We start from the raw sequence: 21756 nt of genomic DNA, 5'->3' as shown, positions 1-21756 counted from the left end.
GGAAAGGCTCCATTTCGCGTACATACGAATAATCGTTTCAAGAAGTTTTAGTTTTATTTGACCTATGGTTGATTTACAATAGAAAAATAACCCATCGTTTCGAAGGAGGATTCCGACATGTTAACGTTTGAACAAAAACTAAACAATTACGCCGAGCTTGCGGTCAAGATCGGAGCGAATGTGCAGCCCGGACAGACTTTGGTCGTCAGCGCCGCCATCGACGCAGCCGAGCTTGTCCGTCTGATCGTCAAAAAAGCCTATGAGGCCGGAGCGAACTTCGTCAAAGTCAATTACACCGACGAAGTGGTTACGCGCCTTAGATATGATCTGGCCCCGGATGAATCCTTCCTGATTCCTCCTGCCGCACAAGCGCGGGAGTGGACCGAGCTTGCCGAGCAGAATGCGGCGTTTTTGACCGTCATTTCCGCCAATCCCGATCTGCTGAAAGGCGTGGATCCCGAGCGTATCGCTAACAACCAGCGGACCTTCGGCCAAGCCATGGCCAAATACCGCCAGTATCAACAGGCTGATAAAATGAGCTGGACGGGCATCGCCTTTCCTTCGCCGGACTGGGCGGAGAAAGTATTCCCGGGCCTGCCGCAGGAAGAAGCGGTTGCCAAGCTGTGGGATGCCATCTTCCATGCCGTGCGCGCAGACCAGGAGGATCCGATCGCCGCGTGGCACAAACATATCGAAACGCTGCAATCCAAATCGGATGAGCTGAACGGCAAAAAATACCACAAGCTTCATTTTGTCGCACCGGGCACGGATTTGACCATTGAGCTGCCTGAGGGACATATTTGGGCGCAAGCCGGCAGTTTGAACGAAAAAGGAACCCCGTTCGTGGCGAATATTCCAACCGAAGAGGTGTTTACGGCACCTATGAAGACCGGCGTCAACGGCTATGTCAGCAGCACGAAGCCGCTCAGCTACGGCGGCAATATCATCGACCGCTTCAAGCTGACGTTCGAAAACGGAAAAATCGTGGATTTTACTGCGGAGGAAGGACAGGATACGTTGGAGCGCCTGATCGGCATGGACGAAGGCTCCCGTTATCTTGGCGAAGTGGCGCTTGTACCGTACCATTCTCCGATTTCCCAAAGCAATATTTTGTTCCTGACCACCCTGTTCGACGAAAATGCGTCCTGCCATCTCGCGATCGGCAGCTCCTACGCCTTTAACCTGGAAGGCGGCAAGACGATGTCGGCCGAAGAGCTGGCCGCTCACGGCATGAATGCGAGCATCACGCACGTCGACTTCATGATGGGTTCTCCGGAAATGAGCATTACCGGCATCACCCGCGACGGCAAGGAAGAGCCGATTTTCATCGACGGCGATTGGGCCTAAAATAACCCGTGGGACCTATGCTTCGAAGCCGATTCAAGTGCTTAGCTAAGGAACCCGAAAAATAATTTTTATCATGTTAAGCCAAAACAAAGCCGGGAAGCCATTTCCCGGCTTTGCTCATATGGCGAACCTATGGCGAACCTATGGCGAACCTATGGCGAACCTGTGGCGAACCCTTTGGCGAACCTATTCCAGCCGTCCGTATGCCTTAAGCGTCACCAAACGATCCACCGTGACCAGCCCTCTCCATTCCGCTTCGTTCCCGCCGCTCAGCGCAGAAAAGTTCATATCCCATCCCCCGTCTTCCTGCTGCCGCTCGATCAGGACGTCGAGATGCCGTCCGATATCTTCCCTGGAAATCCACTTCCTTGCGTAACTTTCCGGGCTTGGAGCCCAATCCAGCACGGTGTGCACATACCCTGATGCATCCGGGTCCAGCTCGATTGTTCCCGGCACCTGAAGCCACTCATCCACCTTTCTTAGCTCGGCTTCCGCCCTCCGCCGATTCGGCACATGTTCCAGAAACGTAATGCACTGGATGAGATCATGGTAATCCGACGGGTCCGCCAAAGGAATCCGGCTCCATACAAAATCGGTGCTGCGGGAAAACCATGCGTCTTCTTCGCCGGGAAGAGGCTCTGCCTTCAACTTATGCAGCAACCCCAATATTCTCCCCGTCGGATTCAACGATCCGTGCGAATCGTCCGCCGTATTCCACCAAGGAGCATGGGGGTATTCATTCACGTCGATTTTCGCCCGAGGAAAACCTCCCCCGTCTCTTTCGGTATCTTTCAAATATTTCCGGATGCCCCGAAGGATACCCGGGTCCGCAGCCCCGATTTCATCCAGGATCGCCAAAGCGCATTCTACGGCGACGGGCTGGCTGTATGGCGTGCGGATGTCCGGCTCGAGCGCGCTCCCGAATCCGCCGTCGTCGTTTTGGTAAGAACGGAGCGCATTCAGGACGGAATCGGCAGAACCTTGCTCGAAATGGTATGCAAATCTTCTGCGGTCAAGCAGTCTGGCGTTGGCGTAAACGAACTCCCGGGCCTTCATGAACTTCGTTCGGGTCAGCTTCATTCGAAATCGCTCCTAACATTGGAATATTTTTTCGAAATACGCGAGGGTTTTGCCGCTGCATCTTTCCCGCAGCCTCCGCATGAGCTCGGACCGCGCATCTTGCTTCGACAAACTGCTTTCCTTGATTCCGTTTTGGCGCATCCAGTTCGCTGCCGTTTCATAAGAAGTGCTGCTCCAACCGTTTTTCTCTCCGGCTGCATTCACCTTTGCCTTTACCCCGGAGATGACGATAAACATCGCATCCTGCAGCTCGATGACGGCCTGATCGAATGCTTTTTTGTCTTCCTTCCCCTTCATAAACGCCCGTTCGCGCAGCACCCTGGTGTCAATGCCCTGCTCGATTTCGATCAGCTGGTACAGCTCCCAAGCCGTACGGGACAACAAGCCGTCCTTAAAGCAGGTTTCCGCGTTTTGCCCCAAACGCAGGGCATGATATACGAGCGGGAACCACTCGGGCGAAACCAGAACCGCTTTTTTCTTCATGAACTTGCCGTATGCGGCTTTTCCTTCCGCCGGAAAACGTACCCTCCACCTCCAAGGGTCCTGCTCCGTATCGCTGTGCCAGTTAGCACGCGGGGTTACGCTTTCGAGCGACGGGTAATCCGGAATCAAACTTGCCAGCGGCAGAATCCCAAGCTGTCCTATAAGCTCTGCGGCTTCATCAAAGCTGGTGATCATGGTTCCTTGTGACGTATGGTCATTCATGGAACACCTCTCCTTTTTCTTCATCGTCGTAATGTTTGCGAAGCTCTTCCGCCCGGGCGCGAATTTCGGCCCGCAGTTTTTCCGGCACGATGACGCATGCTTCCCGTCCTAACGAAAAAAACAACCCGACCACCCATTCCCATTCCCTCTCAGGCAAATGAAAATCCGCAGCCCAGCGGTCGTCGGCAATCTGCTCGATGCATTCGCCGATATGCTCGTCCCTTTCAACCCGAAGCATCCCTCTGTAAGTTAACTCCGCACGAATATGAACGGTGCTCCCAGAGTTTTGAGGCCTGCTTGCATTCCGGGACTTTGCATCATCGGACGGCGTATCCGCCTCCGCTATGTCACCGATCCGGTCAATCCGCAGCCTCCGGTTCTCCCCGTGCGTGTGGGAAAAGCAGTCGCAGTACCAGAAGCCGTGGGCTGCAAAAATTTTAAGCGGCTTGATCAGCAGTTGTCTGCGGTGATTCATGGATTGATAGAACACGGTAATCCATCTCCCGCGGGCCGTGAGCTCGAGCATCTTATCCAAGTGCGGAACGCTGTAAACCCGTTTGGGAACCTCCACCTCCATGCTCGACAGCAGCGGATGGATGTTTTGCACCGTTTCCAGCGGAAGCATGCTCCGGATTTTGTCCATAACCGTCCACCGCTCCCCGTTAAAAGGCGTGTCCGTATATCCCGTCAGCCCCTGCAGCGCAAAAAGCACGCATAACGCTTCCCTGGAGCTGAGCTGGAGCGGAGGCAGCAGAAATCCTTCCATGAGGTAATAACCGCCGCGGGGACCGCTTGCAGCTCCGATCGGCACACCGATCTCGGACAACGTTTGGATATCGCGCAGAATGGTTCGGCGGGACACCTCCAGCTTTTCCGAAAGCGAGGCGGCGGTTTGGCTTCCATGCTGAAGGGCCATAACGATGGCCATTTGGCGTTCCATCTTATTCAATCCATCACCCCGTTTTTCGTTACAGGCCGATTATATCAACCTATTGGTGACAGCTTGGGTGTCACCGATTTTTTTGTGTTTCCTTCTTCCCTTCGTCTCGGGTATAATGCCATAAGACATGTCGAAAGACATACTTATCCATTCTAGATTTCTAAGCAAAACCATAAACTATATTACCATGTGTATCCATAAGCAAGAGGGTCAATAAGAGCATTCTTACAAAGCATCATCGGGTATGATCGGCATGGATACGCCAAGCGGATGAAGGAGGAGAAGCCCCGTTATGTCCAACTTTTTAAACAAACTCAAACAGGGTGTGTCGGATGCGGGCAAAAAAGCTCAGCAAACCGTGGAGTCCACGACATTGAAGTTTCAGGTAGCGGCCAAAGAAAAAGAAATCGAAAAAAATTACACGGAAATCGGGCGGGTCGTATACCGCTCCCTTGAAAGCCAGACCAGCTTCGCTCCCAATGCGGAATACGAAAAATACCGCGAAGCCATCGTTCACCTCGAACAGGAGATCGAAGAGCTGAACCGCAAAATACAGCATCTGCAAAACCTTAAGGAATGCGGCTGCGGAAAAATGCTGCCGGCCGACGCGTCCTACTGTCCGTTCTGCGGACAGCAGTTCCAAACGATCGTGTTGCAGCCGTCTGTCGTTCAAGCCGAAAAAGCTTCTTATTGCCCCAAATGCGGAGAAGCGGCGGGAGCGTCAGACAACTTCTGCCGCAGCTGCGGATATCAATTATCGGAATAACGACGGCGAATTGCCAGGCCATTCCAAAACCGCCCTTCCGTAATCGGAAAGGCGGTTTTTTTGCCATATGGAAAACAGAGTATTAACGTTTCGACGCGTAAAAAGAGCTGGTTTCTTCCCAGCGCTCGCCGGGCTGAAGGCCGAAGAGTCCGATTTCTTCCGCAGGCAAGCCGGAGATGTTCGGCGCGTTGACCAAGTTGGTTTGCGGTTCCGGGCAGAAAAACTTGCCGCCGGCGCCGTTGTTCCAAATCATCCAATGCTTGTAGGAAGTGCCGACATCGTATACAAAGACGTCGCCGGTACGGTTGTCGGTCAGCTCCATCCGGTTGCGGCCGTTTTGCGGGCTTGCCGTGTAATGGTTGTCCATTTCCGCGAAATACGGGCTTACCCCATCGGTCTTCATCCGTTCTTCCTCCGGACTCAGCGGCTGAAACCGGCCCGTCGGCAGCATCCGATCGTTCATTTCGCGGCGCTCGCCGATCGTCACCTTGAATGTATAGTCCGAAGCGCTGCTGCCGGGTACGAAAGGAGCGTTGATCGCCGTATGGAATGCCAGCAGATTCGGCATGTATTCCTTGCCGTCGTTGACGACCGTCACCTGTTGATGCAAGCCATCGGCATTTAAAGTGTAGCGAAGCGTTACTGTGAATTCGAACGGGAAGTACTGCTTGTACAGATGGCCTTCCCTCACCTTTTGGGAAACGATGACCACGCTTTCAAACTCGTCGCCTTTTATGTAATCTACCGTCCAGGGCAGCTTATGCATATACCCGTGCAGATGGTTGCCCCGGTCGGTTTCGTTCACCGGCAATTCGTAGACTTTGCCCTCCCAGGCGAATTTCCCCCCGTCGTAACGGTTTGGCGGTATCAAAACAGGAATGCCGTAAACGCCCGGGTTTGCCTTGAAATCTTCCATTTCATGCTCTTCAGGCTCCCGCAGGTACTTGTATCCCTTTTCCGTGTCCCGGAACAAGATCAGATTGCCGCCAAGCTCAGGCAGCAGCGCCGCTTCATACGGTCCGTGCTTCAGCCAGACGGCGCGTTCGCCGTGAAATTCGCCTTCGCAGGCCGAGTGTTGTGTTGTCATGGTTTCCTCCTCTTTCCTCTAGAAATATATCTTATTGTTGCTGGAGATTGGTATCGTCCTGAACTAAATATACCATGCGGAAAGCCCTTCGGGAACGCTTGCATTAACAAATTTTGCATTTAAGCGGATTACTCCGGATCGGATACCAATAACACGTCCAGATCTCTGGCCAGGCGGATCAGTTCCCTGACGGCTTTGCGCCTGCGCAGGACCGGGCCTGATGAAGCTGCTTGGCCCATCACGATTTGGGTTGCGTTGACCTCGGTTGCCTGTTCCATGACAATCCGCGGCGTTTCTTTCCACGACTTGCTTTCCAAAATGCCGAATGTTCCACCCAAACGATCCGTTAACGTGCGGCAGCAATCGGCCATGGGCTCTTCATCACTGCCGTTGCCACGGCCGACGCGAATCCAGTTTACGATAAGGTCCGCCTTAAGCCGGTAAGCGATGCGGAAGCCGCGCCGAATCAGCCGCTCTCCGTTCGCACCGGGCAAAATGCAGACGTATATCGTTTCCTCCCTGCGCCACGGCCCGCGCATGGAGAAGCTGCGATCCCGCGATTCCAGCCTTTCGTCGACATCATCGGCGAGCTCCCGCAGCGCAAGCTCTCTTAAAGCGATCAGGTTGCCCGTTTTAAAAAAAGAACCCAGTGCTTGCTCCACTTTGCCCGCCGCATAAATTTTCCCGTCTTTCATCCGCTGGCGCAGCGCTTGCGGCGCGACGTCGATCAATTCGACCTCATCCGCCATGGACAAAATCGAATCCGGGACGGTTTCCCGGACCCGCACGCCGGTAATCTGCGCCACCGCATCGTTCAAGCTTTCCAAATGCTGCACGTTCATGGTCGTGATGACCGATATCCCGCACTCGAGCAGCGCCATCACGTCCTCGTATCTTTTTTTGTTCCGGCTGCCTGGAGCGTTGGTATGCGGAAGTTCGTCGACAAGCGCCAGTTCGGGATTGCGTGCCAGGATGGCATTCAGGTCCATTTCCTTTAATACCGTGCCTTTATAGGGAATTTCCGCTGCCGGAATCAGCTGCAGATCTGCGACCTGCGCTGCCGTTTCGGCCCGTCCGTGGGTTTCCAGCCAACCGACGACGACGTCCGTGCCCTTGCGCAAGATTTCGTTGCCTTCCCTCAGCATCGTGTACGTCTTTCCGACCCCCGGCGCCGCTCCGATATAAATTTTGAAGCGGCCGCGTTTGATCCGACTCACCTTCTTTTCGAGTTCCTCCTTGCTGAGCCTGTGATAGGGGCTTTCCTGGTCGTGCCGCCCGCGTTGGGCAGGGAGAAAGCGCGTCTCTCCGCGAGCCGATCGGTCAGCCACCCAAAATATATCGATGCCTTGGGCTCGTCTCAAGATGCCGTCCGTAACGGAGCCCTGCCAAAATTCCTGCCAGCGGGTTTTCTTGGAATGTCCCAGGACGATCCTCGTCACGTTGTTTTCGACGGCATACCGAATGAGCGCATCCGGAAATTGCCTCGATGAACGGAGCGGCAGTTCTTCAATGCCGGCGTCCGTTTTTTTGGCCATCTTGAGCAAGGATCGCTTAAAAGCTGCCGATTCCTTCGATAGCTTGCTTTTATCCGGAACAAACACGACGACAATCAGATCCCCGTTTAACCGTTTGGCGATTTGCTGCCCTCTGCGGATATAAATCGAGCCGTTCCAATGATATTGCGCCGACACCAAAATCCGCTCCGACGCCCCCGACGGTCCTTGCAGCCCCATCTCCTCGCGGTGTTTTTCGAGCGCGGCATTGACGTCCTCGGCAACGAGTCGCAGCGACAGCTCGCGCAGCACGGTCAAATCCTTGCGGGTAAACAGTCCGGAATCCGGGCTTTGCTCCAAATGTCCTTCCTTGAATCTTGCCATCAGCGTTTCCGGCGAAACGTCGATCAATCGGATTTCGTCCGCCAGTTCCAGCGTCCCGATCGGCACCGTCTCCCGGGCTTCCAGACTCGTCCATTTTCTCGCCACATCCTGAATGCCTTCAATCTCGTACACGTTCAAGGTCGTCATGACGTTAATGCCATGTTCCAGCAACCATTCGATATCTTTCAGCCGATTCGGAAAACGGGCTCCTTTCCGGTTCCGATGCGCCAAACCGTCCACCAGAACAACCTCGGGATAACGCGCCAGCAGACCGTCCAAATTCAGGTCCTTGGTTTCCCTTCCGCGGTCCATCCAGTGAATGCTCGGCACCCGCTCCAAGCCGGCGAGCTGTTTCACGGTTTCCGGCCGCTTCAAGGTGGAAACGGCGCAAATGACGACGTCGATCCCCTTTTCCTTCAACATTTGACCTTCCCGCAGCATGTGGTACGTTTTTCCGCTGCCGCTTACGGCGCCGATCATGATTTTTAACTTGCCTCTTTGAATCTTGCGGATTTCCTCCAAGATCTGTTCCGGCGTTTTCCTTTTATATTCATCCATTCATAAAACCTCCCGCCGTTCAACCTATAAGTGAATCGTAAGCGTGAACGGGCATGCCTGTAAAACGCCAAAGGCCTTCCAAAGCCCGATCTTCGCGCAAAATGGGAAGGAAAAGGCTTATTTCCAACTAAAAAGCATATATTTGAAACGTTAACGCTTCAGTACGTTATTTATCTTATTTTTAGACTGTTGTTTCCCATAAAATTTCAATGTCAAATATTAGGCCAAACGGCCATAAATATTGTAAAATAGAAAGAAGAAAAACCTCCTTCGGCGAATTGGAAGGCACTGCGGCTTGCGCATGAGCAAGTATTTATTTATAAAAGCGATCTGGTTGTAAGATATAGAAAGACGGGTTTTCGGGAAGGGGATAACCATGTCCACAATGATTCGGCTCCTCACAACGACGGACTTTAGCGATATCAGTGAGGATTTGCAGGAAGAAATCTATTACGAGTATTACGATTTTGCGTATGGCATGATTTATTACATCATCAAAGATCACGCGGCGACCGAAGACGTCATCCAGGAAGCCTTTATCAAGGTGATCAAAAACAAGCCCGTTTTCGAAAACGAAGGCAAGCTCAGAGCCTGGCTGAAGGTCGTGACGAAAAATACGACGATAAATTATTTGCGAAAAAATAAAAACTACCGTAACCAAGTGGATGTTGAAGGTGTTTTTATGTATAAAGAAGACGTTCCCCAGTCACCGATATCGGTCGAAAACACCGTTGAAACGAAACTTATCGAAGAATCCATCATGGAATACCTTCAGCAGCTGAAACCCGAATACCGGGTGTTGATCGAATACCGATGGAAACAGGGGCTGAGTTACAAAGAAATCTCAAGTATGCTGGAGCTGAGTGAAGATGTTGTCAAACAACGTCTATTCAGGGCTCGGGAGAATATTAAGAAAATGTTGTTTAAAGAGTGGGGGATTAAGGATGAAAAGCGAAAAATTTGAAGAATGGTTTGATGTGGCCTTTGACCGCGCTGTATCTTCTTCTTCCCTGACATCCGACGAAAGCAAGCGAGCATCCTGGAAGAAGGTTCAAGCACAGATTGAACAGGTAAACCGCAAGCGCAAACGCAAACGGCGCATGCAGCTTGGCGGGATCGTTGCCGCCTCGTTTCTTGCCGGTGCTGTATTTTTCAGTCCGTCCGGCGTAACCAAAGCTCTTTCTCCGATCGTGAAATCCGTCGTGGATTTAGGCAACGGGATGATCGGTATCGTAATCAAAAACGGCGATGTGCCGTCAACCGTCGTAACCCCAAAAACCGAAAAACCGGATACGTACGTTGAACAAGACAGCGACGACGACAATTTTTCCCGTCTCGAATGGTCAAAAGTGCAGGATAGTGTCAGCGAACCTCTTAATTTGGATGAACTGAAATCGAAATTATCGTTTTCGCTGCCCTCGTTAAACGAAATCCCTGCAAAATACCATTTTGAAAATTATACGTTGTCCAGTCCGTCCGTGAACGGCAAAACGTATGACAAAATTTCTTTGAAATATACCGATGATGAGCAGCATACGTTATGGATCCACCTCATGAATTTGAAGACGTACCAATCGACGATTACGACCGTTCCGAAAGAAACCGAGAAGTTTATGCTGGGCGATCAGGAGATTTTTTACAGTCCGGGCATTTACAACAAACTGCTTGGCACTTATCAGACCCAAATCATTCAAATCAGCAGCGATCTGCCTAAGGATGAGATGGTAACCGTCTATAAATCGTTCATGAAAATACCGTAACCAAACGAATACCCGTCTTTTCGCAAAAGGATCTTCCGGTTGAAGCTTTTTTTGCGATCGGACGGTTTTTTTTGTGCTTGAAGCGCGGCTCGAAAAAGGAATAAATCCAAGCGCCAAGGGAGACCTTAAGGGGGTAATTTTCTATATCTAACCCTCGGAGGTCATATTTATGGTAAAGTATATCGCGCTGGCGGCGCTTATTTTGACGGCGGGTTGCGGCGCATCTAACCACAATGTCACGACAAAACAGGTTTCTCCACAGCCTGCACGAATTTCGACATATGACCGGACTTCAACGCACAACGGAGTTTCGACGTATGACCGAACTTCAACGCACGACGGATTTTCGACGTATAACCGATCTTCAACACATGATGGAATGTCAACCAATGGGACCACACCATCAACCATGAAAACGCATGACCATACGCACGCCCTCGGTTCGATCAGAACGCAGTCATCATCCACGGCGACGTGGCTGACACGGAAAATGACCGCTAAATCAACGAAAGATGGGCTGACGTCCGAACTGCTTGATCTGATTCAGGCTCCTACAGGTGCGCCCGCAAACCAAGCGCCTGCAGGAACTCCCGCAAACCAAATGCCTACAGGGAATCCATTAAATCGGGTACCTGCAGGTAATACGGGATTTCAAGCTCCGACCGGGACGACAGGAAACACCGGAACTCAGGCTCCAACAGGCACCCCTGGAAACACCACAGGCACAACAACGGGCACCGAAGGACAAACACCGGCAAACAGCAAAAACTCCACCCAGTATGCGCAGCAGGTGTTGGATCTGGTCAATAAGGAAAGATCCAAAGCCGGATTGGGTTCCTTGAGCATGGACGATCAATTGTCGAAAATGGCGATGGCCAAAGCGCAGGACATGTACAATAACAATTATTTCGACCACAATTCTCCGACATACGGTTCCCCTTTCGATATGATGAAGCAATACGGAATCAGCTATCAATCGGCAGGAGAAAACATCGCCAAGGGGCAAACAAGTCCGACGCAGGTGATGAACGAATGGATGAACAGCCCGGGACATAAAGCGAATATTCTTAACAAAGGTTATACCAAAATCGGCATCGCTTTTTATAACAACGAATGGGTACAGGAGTTTACCGGTTAAAATCATGGATCACCTTTTGCTTCAAAGCATAAAAAAGGGATATAGGCTCTTGATCTGAAAATCAGACAAGCCTATATCCTTTTTTAATTCCAGAGTTCTTCGTTATATCACTTTTTGCCCGGAGTCAAAAAAATTATAAGTCCAGCTTATGGCCCCGCTCCATGCGTGAAATCTGTTTTTCGCCCGTTTCGGCCATTTCGCGGAATTGATTGATGGTTTCGCGCATTTTAGGCAGGGCTTCTTGCTTGTAGGTGCTGATCGAATCGAGCGCGGATAACACGTCCGTAAACGCCTGCTTCAGCGTATCCACCGAAATGCTGGCCTCCAGCGCTTGCTTTTGGATCGCTGCGCCTTGGTTTTTGAGCATGCGGGACGTGCTTGAAATCAGTTCGTTGGTCGTTTGATTCAGCAGCTCGATTTTTTTCAGGACGATTTTTTGGTTGTACAGCGCGGCCGCCACGGTAACGGAGATTTTAAGCGCCGAAATCGTGACGGTTTTAGCCCGATCCACTCCGCGGATCAATTCTTTGTTGTTCCGGATGACGACTTCGATGGCCATAATCCCCTGCTGGTTTACGACCAGCATCTGCTGCAGGTCCATGATCCGCTGGCGGAGCGGGAACAGCACCTCTTCGGTGATAAAGCGGATTTTGTCCGGGTCTTCGTTGCGTGCTTTCGCCGCTTCAACCTGCGCTTCGATGGAAGCATCCATCATTTCGCCGAGCTGGATTTCCTTCTGCAGCTTTTTCGTCAAATCCCGCAGCGCCTGCTGCTCGATCTCGAGCGTCGTATTGTCGTTTTTGAGCGTTTGCTTCCCTTTATCAAGCGAAACGACGATATCCGCGATAACGCTGTCCGCTTTTTCGAACTTTACAAAATAAGCGCGGAGCGGATTAAACAGCTTGCCGAGCAAGCCCGTTTTCGCAAAATCGATGGCGCTCGGGTCCAAATCCTTCAGCTGCGTATGCAGTTCTGCCAAGCCTTTGGCGACTTGCCCGCCTTCGTCCCCCGTCTGGGACAACTTTCCGACCGAAACCTGAAGCATGGTGTTTTTATCGGATGACGTTCTCATCGTATTTAAACCAAACGAGTCGATCGACTGCAAAATTTCCTTTCGCTTCTCCAGCGAGTCCATGTCCAGCTCCATAATCGCCGTGACGTTCGAATCCGCGAGTTCCTTCAGCTTTGCGACTTCTTCGGGGACCGGCTTAACTTCTTCCTCAATCACAGCTTTGATTTCTTCCGGGCTTGCGACTTCCATCGAAAATGACATCGTAATCCTCCTTTAGGTACCTTTACATTTGAACGTTAAACAGGTTTCCGATCTTGTAGACGACGTCGTCGGTATCCGCATTGATGCTCGCCGCCTCGTTGATGCTCGAAATGCTTTGGAGCGCTTTGATGTTGGCGTTGTAACCGATCGTGTAGATCGGGATTTTGTACGCTTCGATCAGTCCTTTTACGTCTTTGAGCGTGTGGCCTTCATTCGTTTCGCCGTCGCTCAGGACGAAAATAAGCGGCTTGCTCGACGGATTTTCCGCCATATAATCCTGCAGCATCTTGATCGCAACGACGATGCCGTCGAAGGTAGCGGTCCCTCCGTTCGCCTGCAGGCTTTCCACCGCGCCGACGAACATCGATTGCTGGTTGGTATTGTATTTTCCGACCGGCAAATTGATGGTGACGTCGCTGGAATAGGAAACGAGACCGATGCTGTTGTCCTTGCCCAAAAATTTCTGGCCCTTCAGCAGCGATAATTTCAATCGGTTCAAAGGCTCGCCGGCCATGCTGCCGGAAACGTCGGTGACGAACACGGCCGCAATCGGTTTATTCCCGTTTTTCTTTTCCTTCCACAGCTTTTGCGCCGCGGTCAGCACGTCTCCGCCGACGACCGGAAGCTCGGATTTGTAATCCTCGAGGCCGTTAAAGCCTTTTTTCTCCGCTTCTTTCTGATATTTTTCCTGCGTGACGAATTCGCCGAACTTTTTAATGATATTCAGCTTGTTCTGAGGAACGTCCCCGATGGCGTACAACGGGCTGTCATGTCTTACGCCGAACGGGGTAAACACATATCCGCCTTTCAAGTCGGAGGCATTCGCAAACGTCTGGTATTCCAAAACGAAACCGTCGAGCATGCCCGATTTGGCTGCGTCGCGCATTTGGATCGTCGTCGAAGCGGTAAACGGCACGTTCGCCTGGAAGTTCTCAAAGCCTTGGACCGCCTTATCGCTCAAAAGATTTTTACTGTCGAACGTATACAGCGCGGTAACCAGGAAGTTCAACCCCGTAGAGCTTGCGAACGGATCGGTATACCCCATCGAAAAGTCGTTGTTCGCGATCGCTTCGGTAACGGTCTTGACATTGACGGCTCCGTATTTTTCGACAAGCGCGTCATGCTTCGCCTTCGATAAAACGATGCCGGGGACGTTGCCGACAAGCCTTTTGGAGATCAGCTGCGTCTTGATGCCGCTCGCCTTCACCATTTCGCCCCAAAGTTCATTGGACGGCGTAAAAGCGTCCGGCACGTACTTTTTCGATTTGATGTAATCGACGGCGGTGCCCGATGCGATGTTCCGGATTTTGACCGAGGCGGGTTTACCGTTTACGACAATGCCCGCTTTGTTAAATTCGGCGGCGGCTTCGGTCAGCCAGCCGTCAACGCCCGTCCCCGCCTTTTCGATCGAGGAAAAAATCTCCACGAAATTGTCCGGCGTCGTGTTTTTGACGGTGATCGGAAACTTGGATATTTCCGGCAGCGATTCGCCGATATCGATCGGGTTCAGATCGATTTGCCCTTTGACCGGGGTATCGGTTTTTACCGCGATATTGGAGTAAAGCTTATTCAAACGTTTGGCCGCATCCTCCGCCGTAACCTGCAGTTTCGTTTTGCCGAAATTGGAGGTCATGCTCACTCCTACGTATACCAGTACAAAAACGATGACCAGAATGATACCGGAAACGAGAAAAAATTTTTTTCTTGCCATTCATTGCACCTCTCACTGTTTATAAAATTTGGTCTGTTTGATTAACGAGTCAATTTCCTGCATGCAAGGCATGTTGTCGATATCTCCCGGTTCAAAGCTGTCCAGCCGGGATATTTCGATGATCAGCTTATCCAGCTTCAGCAAAATTTCCTCGTTCGTGCTTAAAGAGTTTTTCATGAAAGACAGGTATTCGTTGTACACGTTCATCTTTTCCTGAAGGATTTCCTGCGAGAACTTGGACTGTTTCCCTTTCATCATGCTAAGATACTCGGACTCGTCAAAGACGCTGATCCTGCTCAGCATACTTTTAACGTTCAAATAAAACAGCTTTTCGACCTCGTAGGTTACGGACGAAAACTTTTTGTGGCTTAATTCCCCTTGGTCAAACCGCTGGTTGATGATGTTCATCAGCGTGGTTCTTTTTTTCTTGATGCGATCCAGCTGTTCCAGGGCCAGCGTTATGAATTCCTCCAGGGACTTAACCTGCCGGTACCGGTTTAACGCTTCCACGTAGTCCTCATGCGTGCTGATCTCTTTGACGGGAATGACGGCCGGCGGCTTGAAGAGCAGCACATAACATCCGTAAAAGAGGACAATGGCGCTTGCGATCAGCAACGTGATCCCGAATGCCGTCGCAAAGGCGCTGCTTCCGATCGAAATGCCCAGAAATCCGGGTGAGAGCACCAGAATGTTCAAGATCACGATCCCTGCCACAAGTCCCAAAAATTTTATGTACTTCATTCGATCCAATCGTCTACCTCCTCTGCTTCCTCCAAAAACGCCCTGAAGTACATCAGGCAAATCCATGTGCTTTCGCGTTGTTAACGGCAGCGTGCTTTTGCTATCCAATTCGGAGGGCGGTTATGCGGCAAACCGTTTTTCTTCCCCTTTTCCTTATGTACATTTGGCACCGAATAGTTCTATTGCGCCAATCCTTTCATCTTTTCCTATACCTACGTAGCATTTTCGAATAGGTTCCATTTCGCAAACGATTTCCCCCTCCAAGTAAAGCGCTCACATCCGCCCGATTTACCGTACCTTTTGAAAATTGTACCATATGTCATTGTTGCCGTGAACGATAAAAATGAGCAATTTCGAAAGCGGTCCCCCTGCAAACTCCCAGCCTAGGAAAAAAAGAGCCCGCTCTGGACAAATACAGAGCCGGGACCTTTAGAAAAATCGGTGAAACATGGTTTCGTTCAATTGTTCCTTAAGATACGACAAATTGCACGATGATCGGTGTTCCTGGATCCAGCGCATCGCCTCCGGGGATGGTAATCGCGGTTGTCGTCACAGTGGACGTATCCGCGGTTTGCATCACGCCGTTTACGTAGAGGTTGTAATAGTTGTACGCCCCTGGAAATGCCGTCGCGGCAGCTCCGGCATCATTGGTGAAGGCCGTTGCCGCGATCGCGAACGTCGCACCCGTTCCCGTCCCTGCGCTAATCGTAGAAATGAATCTTCGGCTGTTTTGATATGGCGTTACGAGTGGCATGTTTCTCACCTACCTTCTTTCTTGGGTAACACGCGTGTTTTCGAGTCTATGCTTATCATTCCTCGGCGATATGAGAGACTTTAAGCATCGAAACTTGCATGATCCCCTGATTTATTAAATGCAGAAAGAAAGGAAGATGCGAGGGCAAAACTACCAAAAGTTGCTAGACTATGACATTGGCGGTCAGTTGAATCGTTTCCAGGACGATCGGCGTGCCGGCGTAAATGGTTGAGTTTTGGGGCGGGAAAAACAATTGGGAAGGGCTGGCAAGATACAGATTCCCCGGCTGAAGGATTCCGTTGATGTAGAGGTTGTTGAAACCGTCCGATCCGAAGCCTGAAAATTCCGTCACCGGATCCCCCGCGTCGTTCGTGAACAAACCGGCTGGAATCGCTGCCGACTCCGTTAAATCCAGATCGCTTTCCGGAGCATAAAAATAACGGTTTTGCGTTGGCGTAACCGCAATATCCGGGATGACCACCGCCCCGGGAGGCCCTTGCGGTCCGGTCGGGCCTTGAGGACCCTGTTCCCCTCTCGGTCCGGCTGGACCTTCCGGGCCTTGCAAACCTTGAAGCCCCTGCTCTCCCGGTGGACCCTGCGCCCCTTGCGGACCCTGGAGCCCCTGTTCTCCCGGTGGACCCTGCGCCCCTTGCGGACCTTGGAGCCCCTGTTCTCCCGGTGGGCCCTGCGCCCCTCGCAAGCCCTGGAGTCCCTGCTCTCCCGGCGGGCCTTGCACTCCTCGCAGGCCTTGTAGTCCCTGCTCTCCCGACGGGCCTTGCACTCCTCGCAGGCCTTGTAGTCCCTGCTCTCCCGGTGGGCCTTGCTCGCCTTGAGGTCCTGCCGGACCTTGTAATCCGGGAATGCCTTGCGCTCCTTGCGGGCCGGCATGTCCCTGACCTGGAGGTCCTTCCAATCCGTCGCTTCCCCTACTACCTGGCGGTCCGGGAAACCCTTGAACCCCTTGGGGGCCTTGACTCCCTTGGGGGCCTTGAATCCATTGGGCGCCTGAAGGGCCCGGAAGCCACGGAGCGATGCGAGTATCGCATTTTCCCGCGAATCCGGCGTTCATAAGGGCTCTAACCTGCCGCAGTGCCGCCCGTAACAATTGCTCGGCAACCGTTGCCGTGCGGGTTTGTAGTTTCCGCCTTCTTTTGGCTGAACATGGATGGTGGGAACTGCGATAGCCGGATGAAGGCCTTTTCCGGATAACCTTTTTACATTTGTATGCCGCTTTGGTTTTTGGCGGACATTTGCCGTTCCTTTTCCATCCCGCACTTCCGTTTTTTCGCATTTTCAAACGTTTCATGCAAGTCACCTCCCTTAAGGCGCAAAAAATGTGCATATGCCATATCTATATGACAAATGCACCCCCTGGGAGTGGACGAATGGCCCGATTATGTTTTTCTCGATTCATCTCAAATAAAAACGGGCTGCTGCCTGGTAGATGAGCAGAGCCCGTTAATCTCCTTCCTCCGAACCTTCATATCAGTTATTCCACGGATCCTCGATTTCCTCCCATTGCTGTGTAAACACATCCAATTTAATATAAATTCTCCGATGATCTTTAATGACATCGCCGTAAATGAAACCCTCCCCATAACCTCCGGATACCCATTGCTTTCGGTCAGGTGTCATTCCGCTGGTTTTTATGGCCTGATCAGCGAGTTTCAAAATGACTTTCTGATATTGTTCACCGCTGACGATCTTATCCAGATCAGGTGCGTCTTTGATGAGCAGATTCCACAACGGTCCGCCGGAGACTGCATCATATACGGTTCCGGTCATGGCGTTCACCCCATAACCTAACCCATTGGAGCTTGGTGCTTCCGGCACGGACCAGAACGTATAAATATGCCCTTTTCGGGACATATTCCAGCCATCTATATTCGTATGTTCTGCCATCAGCTGCCGAACATCTTTTTCATTCAATGGCAAATGATGCGCTGACGAATGCCAACCTCCTGCCATCGAGCATATCAACAGAATCGATATCAGTATGCTTTTCACACCTTCCCTCCTTTTAAGTGTCTTTTATCGATGATTTTACCAGGGATTTTTTTCTTATGCCACGTATATTGATTATCCATGATCCAACATAGGATCGTAATTAAACAGGCTGCCGTATCCGATACAGCAGCCCTTAAGCATCATTTACAAACTGAAGTTCAGCTTTCCACCAACGTCTCTAGCTCTTCATTCATCAACTGAGCCTGATACAGCTCCTGATATCTTCCGCCTGCTGCCAGCAGCGCGTGATGTTTCCCTTTTTCCACGATTTTTCCATGCTCCATGACCAAAATGAGGTCGGCATGCTGCACGGTAGACAGGCGGTGGGCAATAACCAGCGTCGTTTTGCCGACCATCAGCCTCGAAAGCGCGTCCTGAACCAGCCTCTCGGATTCGTTGTCCAAAGCGGCGGTGGCTTCATCCAGCAGCAAAATCGGCGCATCCCGCAAGATGGCTCTGGCGATCGCAATCCGCTGCTTTTGTCCGCCGGAGAGCCGGGAGCCCCGTTCCCCGATTTCGGTGTCGAAGCCTTCCGGCAGCTTCATGATAAAATCATAGGCGTTTGCCTGCTTGGCGGCCGCGAACATTTGCTCATCATCCGCAGTCGGGTTCCCATCAAGAATATTGTCCCGAATCGATCCCGTAAACAAAACGGATTCCTGCGGCACGAGCGAAAAATAATCTCTATAATCCCGCAGCCCGATCGCGCCCCGATCCTTTCCGTCAATCTCAATGGTGCCCGTCGTCGGAGCATATAACCCGAGCAGCAATTTGAACAGCGTAGACTTCCCACCGCCGCTTCCGCCGACGATCGCCACCGTTTGGCCTGCATGCACCCGAAAGCGGATATCATGCAGCGCCAATTCGCCGGCGTCACCCGTATAGGAAAAACCCACGGATGAAACGTCAAGCTCGCTGAAGGATGACTTGGCCCGGCTTGGCGTCGGCAATTCGTCATATTCCTTGGGCGTATCGATCACCTGAAAGATTCGGTCCGCCCCGGCCAAAGCCTGCTGCATGCTGGACCATAACGCCGGCAGAAGAGCAAACGGGTTAACCAGATAATTCATAAGTTGAATAAAAGCAATCATGGCGCCGACTTCCAGGCTGCCTTTGGCGACAAAATATCCGGCAAGCAGGATCGCGAGCATAAAGGTTGCAATGGCAATCACTTGCGAAACGGCACCGGCAGCCCCTTGGGTCTTGCCCTGGCTCTGCTCGATTTCCGCGATATCCGTACTGAATTGCCGGTACTGCTTGGAGATCTTTTTTTCCAGGCCAAAAATCTTGTACAGCACACTGGCGCCAAGCACGTCCTGCAAATAGGAGGTGCCCCGCCCCATAGCCTCCTGCAGTCGCGCTCCTTTGACACGCATCGATTCCCCGAACATTTTTCCTGTCAGGATCATCGCCGGCCCGACGCAAATGGTGATCAACGCAAGCGGCCAATGTATATTCAGCAGGTAAATAAATGCGCACAAGGCAAGCAGCGGATTTTTGAGCAATCCCATCATAATATTGCCGGCAGCTTCGCCTACCGCCTGATTGTCGCTGGTGAAACGGGCGAGCAGATCGCCGGTGTGGGTCCGGTCATAATAAACCTGATGCAGCCGCAAGGCATGGTCCATCGTGTCCAATCGTATGTCGTTCCTAACTTTTACTGAAGCTTTTTGTTTCAAATATGTATCGAAAAAAGAAGTCAAGATGGCGCCAATCAGGATGGTCGCCCCGATCGCGACAAGCGTCGGCCAGCGGTCAATCTCGAACTTCACCGCCGCGTTGGTAATCCTGGACAAAAACCATGCAACGGAAAGATCTAAAGCGATGCCCGCCAGCATGGTCATGATTAACCCGGCATAGAGGAGTTTATATTTGCCCATATATTTTAATAACCGGAAAAATACACTTTTACTCTTCATGCAATACCTCTCTACTCAAATATGTTTTCGGTTTCTATGGAAGCGTTTTCGATTGTCCGATCCTCCCTCTCCATCCTGCTTTTTCCACCGAATCCGATTATAATCCAAAATACGGAAAGAGGATATATGTGTTTCTTGTTTTGATTCATGCCTGGTCCGGCGGGGGTCCGAAGCTTTTTATCAAAAATGACACAGCCTTTTACAAATATAAAAATGCCGAAAACGGATCCGCTGTCCGTTCCCGGCATATTTGTGATTTGGATGATTACTTATTCATATCAACGAGAATTTTACACTGCTTGCGGTCCTTTGTCAGCTGTTCGAAGCCCTGCTCGACGATATCGTTCAGCGCGATCATGCTCGTGATTACAGCGTGGCCGTCGATGCGGCCGCTGGCGAGAAGATGGATGACTTCGGGGAACAAGTTGTTGTAGGCATAGGAACCGCTGATTTTGGCTTCGGTTTTTACGATGACGCTTGGGTTGAAGTTGACGGGTTTTTCCCAAAGGCTGATAATTTTGAACTCTCCCCCGGGTCTAACCGCGTAAATGCCGGATTCAAAAGTCGCTTGGACGCCTGCGGCATCATACGCGACGTCTACGCCCCCGTTCGTCATTTCGCGTATGCATTTGACCGCGTCAACTTCGACCGGATTCATCGCATGAGTGGCGCCAAGCTCCAGCGCTTTTTCGCGGCGTTCTTCCGATACCTCGACGACGAAAATTTGGCCGGCGCCCGCAGCTTTGACCGCTTGCAGCAGCAAAAGCCCGATCGGGCCGGCACCGAAAACCGCCACGGAATCGCCCAGATTGAGTTGGCTTTGGCGAACGGCATGAACGGCAACGGCCGTCGGTTCAACCAGCGCGCCAAGCTCCATCGGCATGGAATCGGGGAGAATAAACGCGTTTTCTTCCCTGACGACCGCGTATTCCGCAAATCCTCCCGACAACGTATACCCGTACCCCTGGGAATTGGTGCACAAATTGGCCATGCCCCGTCTGCAATTGGCGCAGCGACCGCACGGAATCAACGGTTCGACCGCAACCCGGTCCCCGACTTTCACGCGGGTCACGCCTTCGCCGATCTCGGTGACGACGCCCGAAAATTCATGGCCGAGGACGGGCTGCTTGCGGATCGGATACAATCCGGCCAAATATTCGTGCATGTCGCTTCCGCAAATTCCCGCATAGGAAACTTTGACCTTGACGGTTCCCGGCAACAATGCCGGAACTTCAGCCTCTTTGACTTGAATGTCTTTTACGCCATAAATATGTGCGGCTTTCATGATGTAACATCTCCTTGGAAGTCATTGCTTGATATCAATACCCAGTCCGTTAAAAACAAACTTTACCGTGAGCTGCGCCGCTTCGGCCGGCGTCATTTCCCGCTTGTCCTCCATCGGATTCAAATACGGATCGAGCATGGAAGAAATGATCGTTCCCATCGTGAAATTCACCGCAAATTCGAGCGAAGGAAAACGGACCGCCCCTTGATCCATCCCTGCTTGCAAAATGTTCCGAAGCTGCTCCCAGGTTGGAAAAATGGCGTACGTCAGCTTCTCCACCCTTGGGCTTTTCATCATCAGCTCCTGCTGGAGAATGCATATCAGATACCTTTCTTCATACCGGTAGTCCACGAATTTCTCGATAAATTCGCGGAGATCCGCGACCGGATCGGCCAAATCGTAATGCATTTTTGCAAAGTAGTGGCGGAGCGGCTCGAATAAGGCATAAAACACATTTTCCTTGCCTCCGAAATGGTACGATACGAGCGCAAGCGATACGCCGGCTTCATCGCATATTTGCCTCACGGTCGTTCCTTCGAATCCTTTTAACGCAAACAGCTTTTTAGCCGCCTGCAAAATTACGGTTTTCACGTCTTTCCCATTCATTTCATCTTTTGGACTCATGGCGATCACCTACCTGTCATCGTTAACACATCTATCCGTTTGAACGTTTGTTCAAATCACAGTATGATTAACGTACCATTCGGCAGCCGCATCGTCAATGCTGATAGCATCCGATGGGTGAACGCTATACGGATCGCAAAACGCGCGTATCGGCAAATCGCCGGCATCCGGCATGAATCGAGAT

At 51.6% G+C, this 21756-nt stretch carries 19 protein-coding genes; 5 read left to right on the top strand and 14 right to left on the bottom strand.

The window, feature by feature from the left end; genetic code table 11:
* Window positions 1-117 precede the first annotated feature (117 nt).
* Window positions 118-1347, top strand: a complete 1230-nt coding sequence (locus tag RJP21_RS16850; protein ID WP_310860309.1) for an aminopeptidase — start codon at window positions 118-120, stop codon at window positions 1345-1347.
* 186 nt (window positions 1348-1533) lie between these two features.
* Here the strand turns inward: RJP21_RS16850 and RJP21_RS16845 are convergent, their stop codons facing one another.
* Genes RJP21_RS16845 through RJP21_RS16835 form a run of 3 tightly spaced genes read right to left on the bottom strand, consistent with a single transcriptional unit; the run spans window position 1534 to window position 4072 of the window.
* The gene (locus RJP21_RS16845; protein WP_310860308.1) at window positions 1534-2427 is read right to left on the bottom strand and encodes a hypothetical protein; all 894 of its coding nucleotides are present in this window, start codon (window positions 2425-2427) and stop codon (window positions 1534-1536) included.
* 12 nt (window positions 2428-2439) lie between these two features.
* Window positions 2440-3132, bottom strand: a complete 693-nt coding sequence (locus tag RJP21_RS16840) for an AlkZ-related protein (protein ID WP_310860307.1) — start codon at window positions 3130-3132, stop codon at window positions 2440-2442.
* On the bottom strand, window positions 3125-4072 hold the full coding sequence (locus RJP21_RS16835) for a helix-turn-helix transcriptional regulator (RefSeq protein WP_310860605.1): 948 nt from the start codon (window positions 4070-4072) through the stop codon (window positions 3125-3127). Before RJP21_RS16835 ends, RJP21_RS16840 begins: the two co-directional genes overlap by 8 nt.
* 292 nt (window positions 4073-4364) lie before the next feature.
* Here RJP21_RS16835 and RJP21_RS16830 point away from each other — a divergent pair, with 292 nt between their 5' ends.
* Entirely contained in the window at window positions 4365-4838 is a 474-nt protein-coding gene (locus RJP21_RS16830) for a zinc ribbon domain-containing protein (RefSeq protein WP_310860306.1), read from the top strand.
* Window positions 4839-4920: 82 nt separating this feature from the next.
* On the opposite strand, the gene RJP21_RS16825 is transcribed toward RJP21_RS16830, so the two are convergent.
* Both RJP21_RS16825 and RJP21_RS16820 read right to left on the bottom strand, forming a co-directional pair.
* Entirely contained in the window at window positions 4921-5925 is a 1005-nt protein-coding gene (locus RJP21_RS16825) for an aldose 1-epimerase (RefSeq protein ID WP_310860305.1), read from the bottom strand.
* A 128-nt stretch (window positions 5926-6053) separates the two neighbouring features.
* On the bottom strand, window positions 6054-8360 hold the full coding sequence (locus tag RJP21_RS16820; RefSeq protein ID WP_310860304.1) for a histidine kinase: 2307 nt from the start codon (window positions 8358-8360) through the stop codon (window positions 6054-6056).
* A 376-nt stretch (window positions 8361-8736) separates the two neighbouring features.
* Between RJP21_RS16820 and RJP21_RS16815 the strand changes: the two genes are divergently transcribed.
* From RJP21_RS16815 to RJP21_RS16805, 3 genes are all read left to right on the top strand, one after another.
* Window positions 8737-9324 carry an RNA polymerase sigma factor gene (locus tag RJP21_RS16815; protein WP_310860303.1) on the top strand — a complete coding sequence of 196 codons (588 nt, stop codon included), beginning with the start codon at window positions 8737-8739 and terminating at the stop codon, window positions 9322-9324.
* Window positions 9305-10120, top strand: coding sequence for a hypothetical protein (locus tag RJP21_RS16810; protein WP_310860302.1), 816 nt, complete (start codon window positions 9305-9307; stop codon window positions 10118-10120). The genes RJP21_RS16815 and RJP21_RS16810 overlap by 20 nt, the downstream gene beginning before the upstream one ends.
* 169 nt (window positions 10121-10289) lie before the next feature.
* Window positions 10290-11258 carry a CAP domain-containing protein gene (locus RJP21_RS16805; protein ID WP_397386231.1) on the top strand — a complete coding sequence of 323 codons (969 nt, stop codon included), beginning with the start codon at window positions 10290-10292 and terminating at the stop codon, window positions 11256-11258.
* Window positions 11259-11391: 133 nt separating this feature from the next.
* Here RJP21_RS16805 and RJP21_RS16800 read toward each other — a convergent pair whose 3' ends face one another.
* The 9 genes from RJP21_RS16800 to RJP21_RS16760 form a co-directional block, all read right to left on the bottom strand.
* Window positions 11392-12531 carry a toxic anion resistance protein gene (locus RJP21_RS16800; RefSeq protein ID WP_160042127.1) on the bottom strand — a complete coding sequence of 380 codons (1140 nt, stop codon included), beginning with the start codon at window positions 12529-12531 and terminating at the stop codon, window positions 11392-11394.
* A gap of 22 nt (window positions 12532-12553) precedes the next feature.
* Complete coding sequence (locus RJP21_RS16795; RefSeq protein ID WP_310860301.1) at window positions 12554-14242, bottom strand: vWA domain-containing protein; 1689 nt, start codon at window positions 14240-14242, stop codon at window positions 12554-12556.
* A 12-nt stretch (window positions 14243-14254) separates the two neighbouring features.
* Entirely contained in the window at window positions 14255-14983 is a 729-nt protein-coding gene (locus RJP21_RS16790; RefSeq protein WP_310860603.1) for a hypothetical protein, read from the bottom strand.
* A 469-nt stretch (window positions 14984-15452) separates the two neighbouring features.
* Window positions 15453-15737: a DUF4183 domain-containing protein gene (locus RJP21_RS16785; RefSeq protein ID WP_310860300.1), complete on the bottom strand. Its 285-nt coding sequence runs from the start codon at window positions 15735-15737 to the stop codon at window positions 15453-15455.
* A 163-nt stretch (window positions 15738-15900) separates the two neighbouring features.
* On the bottom strand, window positions 15901-16650 hold the full coding sequence (locus tag RJP21_RS16780) for a DUF4183 domain-containing protein (RefSeq protein WP_310860299.1): 750 nt from the start codon (window positions 16648-16650) through the stop codon (window positions 15901-15903).
* A 572-nt stretch (window positions 16651-17222) separates the two neighbouring features.
* Complete coding sequence (locus RJP21_RS16775; RefSeq protein WP_310860298.1) at window positions 17223-17744, bottom strand: hypothetical protein; 522 nt, start codon at window positions 17742-17744, stop codon at window positions 17223-17225.
* Between the two features lie 158 nt (window positions 17745-17902).
* Window positions 17903-19663, bottom strand: a complete 1761-nt coding sequence (locus tag RJP21_RS16770; protein ID WP_310860297.1) for an ABC transporter ATP-binding protein — start codon at window positions 19661-19663, stop codon at window positions 17903-17905.
* A gap of 265 nt (window positions 19664-19928) precedes the next feature.
* Entirely contained in the window at window positions 19929-20948 is a 1020-nt protein-coding gene (locus tag RJP21_RS16765; protein ID WP_310860296.1) for a 2,3-butanediol dehydrogenase, read from the bottom strand.
* A gap of 21 nt (window positions 20949-20969) precedes the next feature.
* A complete protein-coding gene (locus RJP21_RS16760; protein WP_310860295.1) occupies window positions 20970-21572 on the bottom strand; it encodes a TetR/AcrR family transcriptional regulator in 603 nt (200 codons plus the stop codon).
* Between the last annotated feature and the right edge of the window lie 184 nt (window positions 21573-21756).

Source organism: Paenibacillus sp. VCA1 (genome assembly GCF_031583795.1).
Classification (GTDB): Bacteria; Bacillota; Bacilli; order Paenibacillales; family Paenibacillaceae; genus Paenibacillus_AQ; species Paenibacillus_AQ albilobatus.
The sequence above is the reverse complement of the archived record's forward strand: the minus strand, read 5'-3'. Positions and strand labels throughout refer to the sequence as shown.

Coding starts and splice junctions, on each gene's coding strand:
- RJP21_RS16850 (WP_310860309.1), top strand. CDS start 118: ATGTTAACGTTTGAACAAAAACTAAACAATTACGCCGAGCTTGCGGTC.
- RJP21_RS16845 (WP_310860308.1), bottom strand. CDS start 2,427: ATGAAGCTGACCCGAACGAAGTTCATGAAGGCCCGGGAGTTCGTTTAC.
- RJP21_RS16840 (WP_310860307.1), bottom strand. CDS start 3,132: ATGAATGACCATACGTCACAAGGAACCATGATCACCAGCTTTGATGAA.
- RJP21_RS16835 (WP_310860605.1), bottom strand. CDS start 4,072: ATGGAACGCCAAATGGCCATCGTTATGGCCCTTCAGCATGGAAGCCAA.
- RJP21_RS16830 (WP_310860306.1), top strand. CDS start 4,365: ATGTCCAACTTTTTAAACAAACTCAAACAGGGTGTGTCGGATGCGGGC.
- RJP21_RS16825 (WP_310860305.1), bottom strand. CDS start 5,925: ATGACAACACAACACTCGGCCTGCGAAGGCGAATTTCACGGCGAACGC.
- RJP21_RS16820 (WP_310860304.1), bottom strand. CDS start 8,360: ATGGATGAATATAAAAGGAAAACGCCGGAACAGATCTTGGAGGAAATC.
- RJP21_RS16815 (WP_310860303.1), top strand. CDS start 8,737: ATGTCCACAATGATTCGGCTCCTCACAACGACGGACTTTAGCGATATC.
- RJP21_RS16810 (WP_310860302.1), top strand. CDS start 9,305: ATGAAAAGCGAAAAATTTGAAGAATGGTTTGATGTGGCCTTTGACCGC.
- RJP21_RS16805 (WP_397386231.1), top strand. CDS start 10,290: ATGGTAAAGTATATCGCGCTGGCGGCGCTTATTTTGACGGCGGGTTGC.
- RJP21_RS16800 (WP_160042127.1), bottom strand. CDS start 12,531: ATGTCATTTTCGATGGAAGTCGCAAGCCCGGAAGAAATCAAAGCTGTG.
- RJP21_RS16795 (WP_310860301.1), bottom strand. CDS start 14,242: ATGGCAAGAAAAAAATTTTTTCTCGTTTCCGGTATCATTCTGGTCATC.
- RJP21_RS16790 (WP_310860603.1), bottom strand. CDS start 14,983: ATGAAGTACATAAAATTTTTGGGACTTGTGGCAGGGATCGTGATCTTG.
- RJP21_RS16785 (WP_310860300.1), bottom strand. CDS start 15,737: ATGCCACTCGTAACGCCATATCAAAACAGCCGAAGATTCATTTCTACG.
- RJP21_RS16770 (WP_310860297.1), bottom strand. CDS start 19,663: ATGAAGAGTAAAAGTGTATTTTTCCGGTTATTAAAATATATGGGCAAA.
- RJP21_RS16765 (WP_310860296.1), bottom strand. CDS start 20,948: ATGAAAGCCGCACATATTTATGGCGTAAAAGACATTCAAGTCAAAGAG.
- RJP21_RS16760 (WP_310860295.1), bottom strand. CDS start 21,572: ATGAGTCCAAAAGATGAAATGAATGGGAAAGACGTGAAAACCGTAATT.